The sequence below is a fragment of the Shewanella electrica genome (genome assembly GCF_022321485.1).
GTDB lineage: Bacteria > Pseudomonadota > Gammaproteobacteria > Enterobacterales > Shewanellaceae > Shewanella > Shewanella electrica.
Window position 1 is genome coordinate 389,146 of record NZ_JAKOGG010000001.1, and the last position, 15,438, is coordinate 404,583.

Here is a 15,438-nt window from a genome sequence, read left to right on the forward strand (position 1 = left end):
CCTCACGCTGCATCAAAGGAATGGTTATGTAATCCCTCGCTTCGCATCAGTATGAATCTTGCCTCTTGGCGGGAGGTTTGCTGGTGCCTGTTTACTTGGATTTTTTGTTAAGTTAACAGAGGGAATGACTATGAGAACCAAATATCCCCGTACCCCACATCTGCCTTGGTCAGAAGGTGTCAGCAGCGATGATGTACGCTTGCTGGATACCGCTAATTTTGCTGGCGTAGAGGTGGTGGTGACCGAAAAAATGGACGGCGAAAATACCACGCTGTATCGCGATGGCAGCCATGCCCGTTCTATCGACAGCCGTTATCATCCATCTCGTGCGGTCATCAAAGCATTGCAAGGCCAGATTGGCTGGCAGATCCCCGAAGGCTGGCGCATTTGTGGCGAAAACTTATATGCGCGGCACTCCATCAGCTACCACAACCTACCGGACTATTTTATGGTGTTTTCGGTGTGGGATGAGCAAAACCGCTGCTTGAGCTGGGACGATACCCAGACCTTTGCCCAACGCCTTGGACTAACCGTAGTGCCTGAACTGTATCGCGGCCCGTGGCATGAAACGCTGATCCGCCAATTGCCGTTGGATACCCAAACCCAAGAAGGTTATGTGGTGCGACGAGCCGATGCATTTGCTTTCGCGGATTTTGCTAACAGCATGGGTAAATGGGTGCGTAAAGGCCATGTGAATACCGATAAACATTGGATGAACGCCGAGATGGTCGTCAATGGTTTAGGAGGGCAAGATGAACATTAACGTGTGGCTTGAATCCTTAAAAACCACTGGCACGCCTGATTTTGCCGAAGCTGTGCAGTATCTGGGCGAGCTATTCCCATTGCTGCATCAATTTGCCGCCACGCCGCAGGATACGCGCTGGCATGCAGAAGGCGATGTCGCCATTCATACGCAACTGGTGCTAACGGAGCTGTATCAGTTATTAGCTAGTGAAGCGCAGCATATTACCGGTGAGCAGCGGCAGGCATTAATCCTTGGTGCAGTGCTGCACGATATTGGCAAACCGCTAACCACTCAGCCGCGTGAGCGAGACGGCGACATCCGTATCGTTGCGCCGGGGCATGAAGCATTAGGTCGTAATCTGATCGCGCTGCCGTTAATGTCGTTACCGCTGGCGTATTCCGTGGTGCAAACCATTATGGGGCTGGTGGGTTACCATCAGTTACCTAAATTGCTGGTGGTGCGCAATGCAGATTATGCCGAGTATCTGAAACTCGCACTGAATGCTGATATGCAACTGCTTTACTGGTTAGAACGCGCCGATATGCAGGGGCGGATTTGTGACGATTTACCACAACAGTTGTCACTGTTAGCCGAATTTCGTTTATTCGCGCAGGAATATGGCGTCTGGGAAAGCGATTTTCGACAGCATTTGTTGGCGGATATTCAACAGAAGGATTCCACCGCAGCGCAGCGTTATGTCGATGGTTACGCGCTGCGCGAGTTGCTGACAGGCGATATTGCCATGCCGGTGGAAGCATTGGCGCGGACCTATCAACGCTGCCAGCATTACAGCCAGTTCTATATGTTGTTTGGTGCTAGTGGCAGTGGCAAATCCAGTTGGATTGAGCAGCAGCGTCGCGATGATTGGCTGGTGATTTCACTGGATGAGATCCGCGCTGAAATTAACGGCCAGCGCGGTAATCAAAAAAATCGCGGCCAGATGCTGCAACTGGCAAAACAGCGGCTCAAGCAGGCGCTGGCGGCGGGGCAAGATGTGGTGTGGGACGCAACTAATCTTCGGCAGGATTTTCGCGAACCGCTCACCAGTCTTGCGGTGAATTACGGTGCATTAATTACCATGGTAATTTTTCATCTGGATAGCGCCACGCTCAAACGGCAGAATCGCAACCGGCCTTATGCCGTGAGTGATGAGGTGTTGCAGCAACAGTTAGCCAAACTACAGTGGCCGCAGGCGGAAGAGAGCCATTACCAGTTAGTCATAGGCGAGCATGGTCGACAGTTAGCATGCAATGGATAACCGCTCATAAGGCTGCCGCTTGGCAGCCTTATTGATCGCGAGCTTATTCGGCGATAAAGATAAACTTCCGCAACAAGCTATTCAGTATCAAGGTGAGCAACGCACCAAATCCTAATCCCATCAAAGCGTAGGGCAACGCCAGCGGATTGAGAAACACAAAACGATAGTCGGCGGCATGCATGGCTAATGGCAATTCGCCGCCGATTTTGACCAGAAAACAGCTAAACAGATAACCGACAGCGGCAAACAGTAGCGAGCTAAATAGGTACTTTTTCATCAAGTTGCGGCCGTAATTACGCTGCGAGCTTCATACGGAATATTGCCTCAGTGGTCGTGTTTATCTGGCGGGTAACCAGTTGTCAGCTTCATCCGCCTCGAACTCATCGGGGCTGTCTATTTCACCCATTTCCAGTGCTGTTTGCTGGGCTTGTTCGAGTTCTATCTCGCGCCATTGGGCCAATCCTTGATAAAACTGCTCGGCATCCAGCGGTTGCGCCTCGGCAAACTCATCACCTTCAAAAACCTGCAAACTGCCATCGTTCAGCGCTTGATAACATTGGGCGAGTATCAATTTGTCATCCTCCCAACTGCCGCTAAATGCTTCCGCTAGTTGCCAAATGGGTTGCTGATTAGCGCAGGCGTGTTTGATGTCGCCAAGGCTGGCACCGGTAAGTTTTTTCAGTGTCATCAGCGCCTTGCTATCGATATTCTGACAAGGGACGATAAATAGTGTGTCAAACATGGTGTACCTCTTACTGTGCTGTGGCGATGCTAGTTGGCAGGCGGTGCTGCTGATATTCATGGAGCAGATGCGCGATAAACGGCTCATCAAGTTGCAGTAGCAACATTTTGCCAATTAGCTCAAAGTCATCGCTGATATAGCTGGCAATTTCGTGTTGTTGGGTGTGACGACTAGCATGCAAAAACGCTTGCTGTCGCAGTGCATCTATCGCGGTTAGCGGCATATCGGCGGCCTGCCATTGGCTGGCAATGGTGTTAAAACTGGTCATCCACGCACTATCAAACGGCTCGCTATCACGTAGGTCGAGCACGGCATCAAGATCCTGCACCGCAAACAGTTCGCTGTTAAGCAGTTGGTTAGCACTGAGTGCTTGTAGTAACTCGTCTATGGTCGGCATCGGCTTACCACATATGCAAGTGAGTTGCTGTACCACGAGGGCGTAATGAGCGGGCACAATGCCGCAGAAGATGCGGGTAAAGTAGCGTTGGTGATGTCATCCATGTTCTTCCGTGAATACGTCTTCTGAGTGGTTGCGGTCGCTAGGGGCTGCCACTCAGTATTTCAGGATTGCACGGTAACATAGTTGTATGCACAAGAGCATGGCTCTTTACATAGGTTTTGAGTGGTTATTCGCCATTAGAATAGGCGCCGTGCAAAAGGTGGTTGGTGATGAGGACAATGACAGGGGCGTTGAACATTTGCTGTGTTGGCTTAGCGCCAAATAAGCAACATGCGTCCATCGCCCCATGTGTTGGTTTAATCTTTCAAATAGTAGCTGATTGTCGATACCACTCGGATTTTCTTGATGTATGGCGTAGTGCTATCGCGGTCTTCAATCGAAAAGGTGCCTTGGCTGGCGTTTTTGATCTTGCCGATAGAAGAGTTGGAATCATGCGCAAATTTCTCGGCCACTTCGCGTGCATTTTCAGTGGCTTGCTGCACCATTTTTGGCTTGATGGTGTTTAAATCGGTGTAGATAAACTCGGTACGATTTTGATAATTTTGAGCTACCGCGATGTCATCTTTGACTAGCTCCAGCAACTGATTGCGGCTTTGCAGCACGTTGTCGACCTTGTTGGTGTAGACCGACACGGTGACGCTAGCGATGTAGCGAAACTTAATGTTTGGGTCGACATAACCTTGTGCTTGGCGGTCATCAATTGCAGGTTGCGAAACGCTGATTTCGTCTTCAGTAAAACCTTGTTTTTTCAAAAACTTAATAACAGTGTCGGTTTTTCCTTGCACCGCGCTGTAGAGGTTATTGAGATTGTTATCGACTTGATTGAAGGTGATAGGCCAAATGGCGGCGTTGGCTTTCACTTCCTCTTCGGCTAACCCTTTAACAGTGACCACGCGGTCGAGCGCGCGAAAGTCCAGCAAACCACGGCTGATGGTATGCCCTAAAAGATAGAGACCTGTGGCGACAAATATGCCCAGCAAAGCGCCACTTAGTACCGACGGTTTATTCATTGATTATCCCTCATCTGCTGCGAAGAGCACACTATACAAAAGACAGAACGATAAAGTACACGGTGTTGTGAGTAGCCTAAAAAATAAAGCGTTGCGGTCGTTGTTGCTGATAACAAAGTGTTATACGCGCTTATTTAAGGTGTTTCATTTGTCGTAGAACTGTTGCTTTGTTCTAACAGCAAATTATGCAAGATACGTTTTAACAGGTGACGAAGCTGAGTGGTTTCTTGCGGTGAAAATCCTGCAAGGATGCGGTCATTCAAGTGACTCAACTTTATGGCAACGTCGGGGACTATCGCTTTGGCGGTATCCGTCAGTTGGATCTCTCTGACACGTTTATCCTGATGGCTAGCGACCCGCACAATCAGACCATCGCGTTCGAGTCGCGCCAAACATTGCGCCATCGATGGCTGTTCAACATGTGTGAGTTCCGCTAAGGCGGACTGGGTATTAGCGATGCCCATACTGAGGTAATACAACACCGGCGCCCCCGCCGCACCGAGCCCATAAGGACGAAGAATAGCCTCGTAGTGTCTGAGGAGTTCGTTGGCAACATTCTTAAGTAACTTCCCTGGGAGAATCTGATCGTCGTCCTTCATGAGATCAATACCGTACTTGGTTGTACACATCCACTAGGTTATGACGTTGAATACTTAAGTCAATTCTCACTGCGCGTATTTGCGCCTTTCCTCATACTCGGTGCTGCCTAGCACAGGCAGTTACAGCGGTTGCGATTGTTAATTTTTTTAGATATGGCGAACTCACTATCTTGTGGTTAGTACAAATAAACGACGTTTATTTAATGTGTTTACCATATAAATTGTAATCGTTTTCTTTTTAAAATAGTCGATAAATCAATAAGATAAATTATAAGTGATAGTTGTTTAGACCATTGTATAGTAAACGTTTACCTAATGTTGTTGTAGATTTGTTTCCGGTGTTGAACTCGCTCATACCTTTATAAATAAAAAACACCATATTTGGCGTGGTTGGGGAATTTTCGCCAAGTATTTACATTTCTGGGACTGTTGAACGTTGTTGTAGCTAGTTGGCTTAGTTCACTAAGTCGCACTGGCTGCGCCTTGTTGTTCACGCGTTTGTATTGAACAAAAATGAAGCGCGAAAGAGCAACAGCCCCTAGAAAATAAGAACCATTGCCTGCTTAATAAAAGGGGTCAAAATGAAACGACAATTCAAGTTGAGTTTGACTGCATTTGCAATCGCTCAATGCTTGTCGCTGGCATCTGCACAAGCACAGGAAACAGAAAAAGAACAACAAGATAACACCACCAAGAGCGCTGAGGTAAAACAGCCCGAAGAGGCGAAAAAGCTGCAGGATATCGAAGTACTGACCGTCCAAGGTTTTGCAGCCACCCTACAGCGTTCACTGCAAAATAAAAAATTGGCAGACTCCACCGTCGAGGTGATTTCTGTCGATGATATTGGTCAACTACCCGACGTGACCATCACTGACACACTGGCGCGGCTACCGGGGATTGCTGCCGAGCGTGATCGCGGTAATGCCAGTACTATCTCTATCCGTGGTTTGGGCGAACGACTCAATTTGGCGACCATGAATGGTCGTGAGATTGTCAGTGGTGAACCTAGCCGTAGCGTGCGTTTTGAGCAGTTCCCAGCGGAACTGATCAATGGGGTAGAAGTGTATAAAAGTCCGCTGGCCAGCAATATCGAAGGTGGCATTGCCGGGTTGGTGAACATGAAGTTTGTCGATCCACTGGATAGAGATAAACGGCAAGTCAACATCAGCGGGCATGTGATGGATTACCCGCTGGCCGATGATATTCCTACCGCTGACCATGATGGTTATCGCACAAGCTTTAGTTACGTTGACCCAATTACTGACAAATTTGGGGTGGCCTTTGGTGTGGCCTATCAAGATCAGCCTTCCATTCAGCGTGATGTGACCTCGTGGTCCTACAACAAACTGGCGGCAGAGCAGGGCGATGTGAACGGCAACGGCGTGACGGAAGCGGCACCTTGGGGCGCACAAACCGCCACTAAAGGTGGCACCAACAAGCGTATTGGTGCCATGACCGTGTTGCAGTGGCTGCCAACCGATCGGTTACAACTGAAATATGACCTGTTTTACTCCAAGTTCGATATTGAAGAGCGTGAAGACCAACTGTGGTTTGACGGTTGGGGCAACTGGAGTGGCGAGAGTAACTGGAACTATCAAAACGCCAGCAACCCTGCACAGATTATTACCAAGCCCGATGGCAGTGAGCAGATTGTCGCTGGCGGCATGTTATACGGCGGCAGCCATACCGCTAACAACTCCACTTGGTTTCAGAAAAACGCCTTGATCAGTACCGGGTTAAATGCCGAATGGCAGGGCGATGATTGGACCATTGTTGCTGATGTCGGTTATTCCCAAGCTACCATCAAATCCAAGTGGGTCAATATCTCTTCCTCCTACCAAAATGCAGACGCCGTCGCCAATGGTATGGATTACAGCTGGGATGCTCGCGGTGAAAAACTCGCTATCGGTTCCGCCTATGATATTGGCAATACTGCCGATTATCAGATGGATTATCTGCAAGTTAACAGCGATCGTGACCTGAAAGACGACATGATTAATGCTCGGTTGGATTTCTCGCGCATCGTCGATTTCGGCATCATAGATAAGCTGAGCTTTGGTGGTCGCTGGGCTGACCGCGAAAAAGATAACGATGTGGTCAGTTGGCAACAAGCGGTGCTTGATGGCGATGCCAATGTTGACGCTAACACCTACAGCTTAGGCAGCGGCTACAATGTGCCAGTGATGTACACCTTCAAAAACTGGTCGCAAGTCGTGGACAACGCCTTTGGTGGCATCGACAACCGCAATCAACACGATAAGCAGACCAGCGATTATCTGGACAATTGGAACGTTAAAGAAACCAATAGTGCCCTGTATTTGATGTTTGGGCTGAGTGGTGAACTGGGCTATATCCCGTACACCGGTAATATTGGCGTGCGCTATGTCAGAACTGAATCCACCTCCAGCGGTTTTGACCAAGTTCCCGGCACCGAATCTGTGGTACCTGTCTCGTTTGACCATGATTACGATGAGATCCTGCCGTCGTTGAATCTGCGTTTTAGTGTGACTGAAGATTCGCAGATCCGTTTGGGATTGTCCCGTGCCATGTCACGGCCACCACTGGTGGAGATGCGTTCAGGATTGGGGTTGAACCAATCTTCCACCGTCAACACTGCCTCTAAAGGTAACCCGCTGCTGAATCCGTTTGTCGCCAATCAGGTCGATTTAGGCTACGAATATTATTTCGCCGATGATGCCGCCTTTACCGTGCAGCTGTTCTTTAAAGACCTGAAAACGCATATCGGTCAATCTACCAGCACCATGAATGTGGCCGGCGTTGATTATCAACTCACCGCGCCAGTCAATGGTGACGGCGGGCAAATTCGTGGTTTTGAATTGCTGTATCAACAAGCCTTTACCATGCTGCCAGAACCTTTCGATGGCTTAGGTATTTATGCCAATTACAGCTATACCAACAGCAATGTTAAGGAATTCGAACCAGCAGATAATCCACTGTCTTTGGGCGGGTTGTCGAAAAATGTGGGTAACCTGACGCTGTGGTACTCAAAATATGATGTGGATGCCAAAGTCTCCTACAACTACCGCAGTGAATATACTCGCGTTGGCAGTTGGGACCCTTCAGAGCTGTATACCATTGGCTCGGAAGCGACAGTGGATGCCAGCATCTCCTATCAGTTAACCGAAAACTTCAAAGTAATGTTGCAAGGGCAAAACCTGACCAACGAAGCATCAACTTCCTACTTTGATAACGATCCTTCTCGCCCTCGCGGGTACGCAGAGTGGGGTCGGCGCTATCTGCTTGGCTTCCAGTTGAGCATGTAACGCATGGTCGCAGCATTTGCCTTGGTAAATGCTGCGACTTGTTTTCCTTCAAGAATTTTTATGTTGTTAAACCATTAGTATGGAAAGAGGGACTTTCAGGGTGCGATTGAACAAACAACTATCAGCCGTTTTTTTCAGTACATTTATTCTTAGTGCCTGCTTAAGCCAAGACGTTGAAACCGCTGCTTCAGCGGTGCAGAACGCGCCAGAGGCTGAGAGTAAAGTCATCAATTTCAACCAACAATGGCTATTTAAAAAATCGGCTGATGACCAGCCATTAGCGCAAATCACTACGCCGTGGGAGTCGGTGCGCTTACCACATACGCCGCGACTTGAGCCAGCCGTGGTGGATGACCAGTGGCAAGGTATTGCGTGGTATCAAAAAACATTTGAGGCGGCAGCTGACTGGCGCAATAAAGTGGTACAGATCCGCTTTGAGGCCGCCATGAATCAGGCCGATGTGTGGCTGAATGAACAAAAAGTGGGCAGCCATCTGGGCGGTTATCTGCCATTTACATTGGACTTAAGTTCGGCCTTACGCCCCGGTACGAACACATTATTAGTGCGGTTAGATAACCGTGATAATGCCATTACTGGCCCTAAGCCATTGCATCTGCTCGACTTTAATACTTACGGCGGCTTATATCGTGGCGTGTCGTTGCAGGTTAAAGACAAACTGATGATCACCGACGAGATGCTCGCGCAGGATGTTGCGGGTGGCGGTGTGTTTGTGACCTATCCGCAGGTTTCTGCCGAGCACGCAAGCGTAGCGGTGAAAACCCAACTGCAAAACCAGTACGCCGAAGATAAAACCCTACAACTGCAACAAACGCTATTGTGGCAAGGCAAAACCGTTGCCAGTGCGACGCAGCAATATCATTTGGCAGCGGGAACAACGGCGGATTTCACCCAGCAAATGACCGTGACCACGCCAGCGCTGTGGAGCCCCAAAACCCCGCATTTATATACGCTGCAAACATCATTGTTCAGCGGCGATCAGTTGATTGAACAACAACAGCGGCAGATAGGTATTCGCAGTTTCACTTTCAACGACCAGCACCAGTTGTTGATTAATGGCGAGCCTGCGTTTCTGCGCGGGGTGAACCGTCATCAGGAATATCCGTTCGTGGGGTACGCATTATCGCCACAGGCGGATTATCGCGATGCGGTCAAAATCAAACAGGCTGGGTTCGACTATGTGCGCTTGTCGCATTATCCCCATTCGCCCGCGTTTATGGCGGCGGCAGATAAACTCGGGTTAGTGCTGCTGGACGCGGTGTTAGGTTGGCAATATTACAACCCTGATCCAGCATTTGATGAACAGGTGGTGAAAAGCTGCCGCGATCTGATCCGTCGTGATCGTAATCATCCAAGCGTGGTGGCATGGGAATGCTCACTCAATGAAACCGAAATGCCACCGCAGTTGATCGCACGTCTGCACGACACGGTGCATCAGGAGTTTCCGGGCAGCTATTCGGCGGGCTGGGCTAAGGGATACGACATTTTCCTGCAAGCGCGGCAACATCGCCAATTGCACTACGAAACACCCACCCAACCTTATGCGGTGTCAGAATACGGTGACTGGGAATATTACGCGCAGAACGCTGGGTTTAACCAAGACAGTTGGGGCGACCTGAAAGAGGAAGAACGCAGCAGTCGTCAACTGCTGAACAGCGGTGAAAAACGGTTATTGCAGCAAGCGCTTAATCTTGAAGAAGCCCATAACGATAACTATAACGTCCCCGCTTTTGCCGATGGCTATTGGGTGATGTTCGACTATAACCGTGGTTATATCGACGATTTAGAAGCCTCCGGCATTATGAGCCTGTTTCGCCAGCCGAAATACAGCTACTACTTTTTTGCCAGCCAGCGTGATGCCAGTGAGGTCAGCCCGCTATTTAGCAGTGGCCCGATGGTACATATTGCTAGCCAATGGCAGCCAGACTCTAGCCTCGATGTCCGCGTCTTTAGTAATGCCGACGAAGTTGCGCTGTACCTAAATGATCAGTTGGTCGCTCAGCAAACGCCTACACGCAATAGCTATTCAACGAACTTGCCACATCCGCCGTTTATTTTTAACCTGAGCAAATTTGTGCCGGGAACGCTGCGCGCCGATGCGATTATCGACGGCAAAGTGGTGGCGACTCATCAAGTCTCCACGCCCGGTAAAGCGGCTAGCATCGACTTGCAGTTGGATACCAGTGGCGTAGCGCCAGTAACCGGCAGCAACGATGTACTATTTGTTTACGCTCAATTGCGTGATAATGCCGGAAATCCATTGTGGAACAATGATATCCCAATGGAAGCAACCGCTGGTGGCGATATTGAAATACTTAATCAGGAGCCAATTGTCACCTCGATGGGACAAGCGGCCTTGCTGATCCGTATTGGTAACACCCTCAAGGACGCCCGTGTCACGGTAACGGCAGCAGGCTTACCGCCAGCGACATTGATGTTAGAAAAGGAGAATCAGTAATGCAGATTTTAGTGACTGGCGGTGCCGGCTACATTGGGACCCATACCTGTGTGGCGTTATTGGCGGCGGGACACCAAGTGGTGGTGCTGGACAATTTCAGCAATAGCCAGCCTCAGGCATTAGCGCGAGTTGAGCAGATTAGCGGCCAATCGGTACGCTTGTATCAAGGCGATGTGGGCGATGCATCGCTGCTGCAGCAGATTTTTGCTGAACAACAGATCGACGCTGTGATCCATTTTGCGGGGGCAAAAGCGGTGGGTGAATCGGTGGAACTACCACTGTTCTATTACCGTAACAACGTGACTGCCAGTCAAACGCTGATTGAAACCATGACTGCCTGCGGCGTGAAAACGCTAGTGTTTAGCTCTTCTGCGACCGTTTATGGCGATCCGCATACCGTTCCCATTGTGGAAGATTTTCCTTTGCTGCCCACCAACCCGTATGGCCGTAGCAAGCTGATGGTGGAACAGATTATTGGCGACCATTGCGCGTCGCCGAAAACCCAAGGTTTTACCGGCATTGTGCTGCGTTACTTCAATCCGGTTGGCGCGCATCCCAGTGGGCTGATTGGTGAAGACCCTAACGGCATTCCTAACAACCTGATGCCGTTCATTGCCCAAGTGGCGATTGGACGCCGCCCTGAGCTGTCAGTGTTTGGTGATGACTATCCCACTATCGATGGTACCGGCGTACGCGATTACATCCATGTGTGTGATTTGGCTGAGGGCCATGTCAGAGCAGTTGAAAAACTGCACGGCAACTATGGCTGCCATGTGTTCAATCTTGGCACTGGCAGTGGCATATCGGTATTGCAGATGGTGCAAGCCTACGCAGCCGCCTGCGGCCGTGACATTCCTTATCGTTTTGTCGCGCGTCGTGCTGGTGATGTGGCGCAGTACTTTGCTGACCCAACGAAAGCGCGTGAAGTGCTGGGCTGGCAAGCGACGCGCGATCTCAATGACATGGTGGCATCAAGTTGGCATTGGCAGTCAACCAATCCAGCAGGTTACAGCAGTACTAAAGATTGACAGAAGTTGAGGTTTGTATGTCAGAGTTTGACGTAAAAGATCATCCCCACCGTCGTTATAATCCGCTGACAGGGGACTGGGTATTGGTGTCGCCGCACCGTGCCAAACGCCCATGGCAAGGACAGGTCGAAGCACCTGCCACCGATGATATTCCCCATTACGATAGCAGTTGTTTTTTGTGTCCCGGCAACAAGCGGATCACCGGCGATATTAATCCGAACTACAGTAAACCCTTTGTGTTTACTAACGATTTTGCCGCGTTGCATCAAGACACGCCAGCGGCGAGCCGCAATGATGATGGTTTGTTTGTGTTGGAATCTGAGCGCGGCACCAGCCGCGTGGTGTGTTACTCGCCAGATCACAGCTTGACCATGCCTGAGTTGTCCAATGCGCAAATTGCGGCCGTCATCCACGAGTGGACCGCACAATATCGTGAGTTATCGCAGCAGTATGCGTGGGTGCAGGTGTTTGAAAACAAAGGCGCCATCAACGGTTGCTCCAATCCGCATCCCCATGGTCAGATTTGGGCCTGTTCAGCGGTGCCAACGCTGCCAGCAAAAACCGATGAATCACAGCGCCAATATTTAGCTGAACACGGTAAAAACCTGCTGCTGACCTATGTCGAGCGCGAACTTGCCGATGGCGCTCGCACTGTGGTGGAGAACGAGCATTGGATAGTGGTAGTTCCTTATTGGGCATCGTGGCCGTTTGAAACCTTGTTGTTGCCCAAAACACATGTGACGCGTATGGAAGAGTTATCGCCCGCGCAGCAGCAAGCGCTGGCCGATATTCTCAAACAACTTACTATCCGTTATGACAATTTATTCCAGTGCGCCTTTCCCTATTCAATGGGCTGGCACGTCGCACCTTACACTGCGCAATATCAAGCAGCGTCCGCGCGTGCACACTGGTTAATGCATTGCCATTTTTACCCGCCACTACTGCGTTCAGCTACCGTGAAAAAGTTCATGGTGGGTTATGAAATGATGGCGGAAACCCAACGGGATATGACCCCTGAGCAAGCGGCTGAACGTTTGCGTCAACAGTCTCCAATTCATTATAAATCAGTACAAAAAGGTGACGTATGAGTCTGACAGTCGCTGAACTCCATCAGCTATTCTCTGCACATTTTAAGGCTGCTGCCGATTACCATTTCCGCGCGCCGGGCCGAGTCAATTTGATTGGCGAACACACGGATTATAACGACGGCTTTGTATTGCCTTGTGCCATCGACTTCGATACCCATGTGCTGGCACGCAAGAACGGCCTTAATGTGATCCGTGTGCTGGCCGCCGATTATGACAATCAACAGGACGAAATCCCGCTAACTGCGGCCATTGAACATCATGCAGATTATCAATGGGCTAACTATGTCCGTGGCGTGGTGCAGAGTTTGCAACGGCAGAATATCGAGCTGGTTGGCTGTGATTTGGCGATTAGCGGTAACGTGCCGCAGGGGGCGGGCCTTAGCTCATCCGCCGCGTTGGAAGTGTCGCTGGGGTTGACCTTCACCACGCTGGCCGAGCAGCCAATGAGCCTAGCGCAGATCGCGCTGACTGGGCAGCAAGCCGAGAACCATTTTGTGGGGTGTAACAGCGGCATCATGGATCAGTTAATCTCGGCGCAGGGCCAGCAGGGCAATGCGGTGTTGATCGATTGTCGCTCATTAGCCTGTGACGCCGTTGCCATGCCGCAAGAACTGGCGGTGGTGATCATCAACTCCAATGTTAAACGCGGTTTGGTCGGCAGCGAATACAATACACGCCGTGAACAGTGTGAAGCGGGGGCTGCGCATTATGGGGTGAAGGCGCTGCGCGATTTAGACATCGATGCAATTGCCAATATTTTTACTGAACTAGACGATGTTACAGCGCGTCGCGTGCGCCATGTGGTGACCGAAAATGCCCGCACACTGGCAGCGGCGCAGGCGCTGGCGAATGATGACATTTCCACGCTCAGCCAGCTAATGGCGCAGTCTCATGCATCGATGCGTGATGATTTTGAAATCACCGTGCCACCTATCGATTATCTGGTGTCGCTGGTGCATGGAGTTATCGGCAATCGCGGCGGAGTGCGTATGACGGGCGGCGGCTTTGGCGGTTGCGTGGTGGCGTTAGTACCGCACGACTTGGTGGATGAAGTTAAAACGCAGATCGCCGCTAACTATCCACAGCACAGCGGCTTAGTGGCTGATGTGTTTGTTTGTCAGCCTTCGGCAGGAGCCGAGATTGTGACCCAACCTTAACAACAGCAAGGAGAAAGCGGTATGTTGTTAGCTCCATTAGATTTTGTCATCCTCGCTGCCTATGTGGTCATCTTACTCGGTCTGGCTTGGTGGGTATCTCGCGATAAACCCGGGCACGATAAAAATACCAATGATTATTTTTTAGCGGGCAATAGTCTGCCGTGGTGGGCAATTGGTGCTTCGCTGGTGGCATCGAATATTTCCGCCGAGCAAGTGATTGGTATGTCAGGTTCCGGTTATGCCATCGGCCTGGCGATTGCGTCTTATGAGTGGATGGGCGCGCTGACGTTGATCATCGTCGGTGCATGGTTCCTGCCGATTTTCCTCAAACGTAAAATCTACACCATGCCGCAGTTTCTGCTGCATCGTTACGACAACCGCGTACGTCTGACCATGGCGCTGTTTTGGCTGGCGGTCTATGTGTTTGTTAACTTGACGGCCGTATTGTGGCTCGGCGCGTTGGCGATCAACACCCTTACTGGGCTCAACATTACCGCCAGTTTAGTGCTGTTGGCGGCACTGTCGCTGGCGTATTCGCTCTATGGCGGTTTGAAGGTGGTGGCACTGACCGACATCATTCAAGTGCTGTTGTTGGTGGCGGGTGGTTTATTCCTCTCTTATATCTCGTTGCAGATGGTCAGCGATGGCAAAGGGATTGTCGCCGGTTTTGATATTTTGATGGCTAAGCTGCCAGAGAAATTCGACATGATCCTCACGCCAGATAGCCCGAATTACGCCAGTTTGCCGGGGATTTCGGTGCTGGTGGGTGGTTTATGGGTGATGAACTTGTCTTACTGGGGCTTTAACCAGTACATCATTCAACGGGCGCTGGCCGCCAAAGACTTGAAAGAAGCACGTAAAGGTATTGCTTTTGCTGCCTTCCTTAAACTGTTGATGCCTGTATTGGTGGTGTTACCGGGGATTGCCGCCGTGGTGCTGTTACCGCCACTCGACCGACCTGATCAGGCGTATCCACAGTTGATGGGCTTGATGCCAGTTGGCTTGAAAGGGCTCATCTTTGCGGCACTGGTGGCGGCCATTCTGTCGAGCTTGGCGTCGATGACTAACAGTATTTCAACCATATTCACCATGGACTTGTACGCGCAGATGCGTCGCCATCAAACGCAGCATCATTATGTCAAAGTCGGACGTATCGCCAGCGTGGTGGCGTTGTTGGTGGCCTTGGTGACTGCTCAGCCGCTGCTGGGTAAATCTGAGCAAGCATTCCAGTTTATTCAGGAATTTACTGGCTTCTTCACGCCGGGGATTGTGGTGCTGTTTGTGCTGGGGATGTTCTGGAAAAAGACCACTGCCAATGGTGCGTTGGCGGCAGCGATCTGTTCCGCAGCGTTATCGGCGGCGGCGAAATTCTGGCTGCCAGATGTGCCATTTATGGATCGCGTCGGCTATGTATTCCTCAGTTGTTTGGCGCTAGCTGTGGTTATTTCGTTGCTGGAAGGCAAGGGCAAAGATCATCAGCACAGCATTCCGTTAAACGATATCGACTTTACTACCCATGCGAGTTATCGGGTTAGCGCTGCGGTTATCTCGCTGATCCTGATCTGTTTCTACACCGTTTGGTGGTAAGGAG

At 50.5% G+C, this 15,438-nt stretch carries 13 protein-coding genes; 8 read left to right on the forward strand and 5 right to left on the reverse strand.

What is annotated here, in order from left to right:
* Nucleotides 1-130 precede the first annotated feature (130 nt).
* Together L9G74_RS01855 and L9G74_RS01860 are read left to right on the forward strand one after the other, a co-directional pair.
* Nucleotides 131-763 (forward strand): RNA ligase family protein, encoded by a 633-nt coding sequence (locus L9G74_RS01855; RefSeq protein WP_238894576.1) that lies wholly within the window; start codon nucleotides 131-133, stop codon nucleotides 761-763.
* Nucleotides 753-2,003 (forward strand): AAA family ATPase, encoded by a 1,251-nt coding sequence (locus tag L9G74_RS01860; protein ID WP_238894577.1) that lies wholly within the window; start codon nucleotides 753-755, stop codon nucleotides 2,001-2,003. Before L9G74_RS01855 ends, L9G74_RS01860 begins: the two co-directional genes overlap by 11 nt.
* A gap of 43 nt (nucleotides 2,004-2,046) precedes the next feature.
* Here L9G74_RS01860 and L9G74_RS01865 read toward each other — a convergent pair whose 3' ends face one another.
* The 5 genes from L9G74_RS01865 to L9G74_RS01885 all read right to left on the reverse strand — a co-directional run bounded on the left by L9G74_RS01865 (nucleotide 2,047) and on the right by L9G74_RS01885 (nucleotide 4,814).
* Nucleotides 2,047-2,280: a hypothetical protein gene (locus L9G74_RS01865; protein ID WP_238894578.1), complete on the reverse strand. Its 234-nt coding sequence runs from the start codon at nucleotides 2,278-2,280 to the stop codon at nucleotides 2,047-2,049.
* Nucleotides 2,281-2,340: 60 nt separating this feature from the next.
* Nucleotides 2,341-2,745: a hypothetical protein gene (locus L9G74_RS01870; RefSeq protein ID WP_238894579.1), complete on the reverse strand. Its 405-nt coding sequence runs from the start codon at nucleotides 2,743-2,745 to the stop codon at nucleotides 2,341-2,343.
* Nucleotides 2,746-2,755: 10 nt separating this feature from the next.
* A complete protein-coding gene (locus L9G74_RS01875) occupies nucleotides 2,756-3,142 on the reverse strand; it encodes an immunity protein PIM1 family protein (protein WP_238894580.1) in 387 nt (128 codons plus the stop codon).
* Between the two features lie 359 nt (nucleotides 3,143-3,501).
* A complete protein-coding gene (locus tag L9G74_RS01880) occupies nucleotides 3,502-4,215 on the reverse strand; it encodes an SIMPL domain-containing protein (RefSeq protein WP_238894581.1) in 714 nt (237 codons plus the stop codon).
* 134 nt (nucleotides 4,216-4,349) lie between these two features.
* Nucleotides 4,350-4,814 carry a MarR family winged helix-turn-helix transcriptional regulator gene (locus L9G74_RS01885; RefSeq protein WP_238894582.1) on the reverse strand — a complete coding sequence of 155 codons (465 nt, stop codon included), beginning with the start codon at nucleotides 4,812-4,814 and terminating at the stop codon, nucleotides 4,350-4,352.
* 581 nt (nucleotides 4,815-5,395) lie between these two features.
* Between L9G74_RS01885 and L9G74_RS01890 the strand changes: the two genes are divergently transcribed.
* The 6 genes from L9G74_RS01890 to L9G74_RS01915 all read left to right on the forward strand — a co-directional run bounded on the left by L9G74_RS01890 (nucleotide 5,396) and on the right by L9G74_RS01915 (nucleotide 15,434).
* Nucleotides 5,396-8,098: a TonB-dependent receptor gene (locus L9G74_RS01890; RefSeq protein WP_238894583.1), complete on the forward strand. Its 2,703-nt coding sequence runs from the start codon at nucleotides 5,396-5,398 to the stop codon at nucleotides 8,096-8,098.
* A gap of 106 nt (nucleotides 8,099-8,204) precedes the next feature.
* The gene (locus tag L9G74_RS01895; RefSeq protein ID WP_238894584.1) at nucleotides 8,205-10,574 is read left to right on the forward strand and encodes a glycoside hydrolase family 2 protein; all 2,370 of its coding nucleotides are present in this window, start codon (nucleotides 8,205-8,207) and stop codon (nucleotides 10,572-10,574) included.
* The gene (gene galE, locus L9G74_RS01900; RefSeq protein WP_238894585.1) at nucleotides 10,574-11,602 is read left to right on the forward strand and encodes a UDP-glucose 4-epimerase GalE; all 1,029 of its coding nucleotides are present in this window, start codon (nucleotides 10,574-10,576) and stop codon (nucleotides 11,600-11,602) included. Before L9G74_RS01895 ends, galE begins: the two co-directional genes overlap by 1 nt.
* 17 nt (nucleotides 11,603-11,619) lie before the next feature.
* On the forward strand, nucleotides 11,620-12,690 hold the full coding sequence (locus tag L9G74_RS01905; protein ID WP_238894586.1) for a UDP-glucose--hexose-1-phosphate uridylyltransferase: 1,071 nt from the start codon (nucleotides 11,620-11,622) through the stop codon (nucleotides 12,688-12,690).
* Nucleotides 12,687-13,847 (forward strand): galactokinase, encoded by a 1,161-nt coding sequence (galK, locus tag L9G74_RS01910; RefSeq protein WP_238894587.1) that lies wholly within the window; start codon nucleotides 12,687-12,689, stop codon nucleotides 13,845-13,847. Before L9G74_RS01905 ends, galK begins: the two co-directional genes overlap by 4 nt.
* Nucleotides 13,848-13,868: 21 nt before the next feature.
* Nucleotides 13,869-15,434, forward strand: coding sequence for a sodium/sugar symporter (locus tag L9G74_RS01915; RefSeq protein WP_238894588.1), 1,566 nt, complete (start codon nucleotides 13,869-13,871; stop codon nucleotides 15,432-15,434).
* Nucleotides 15,435-15,438: the final 4 nt, after the last annotated feature.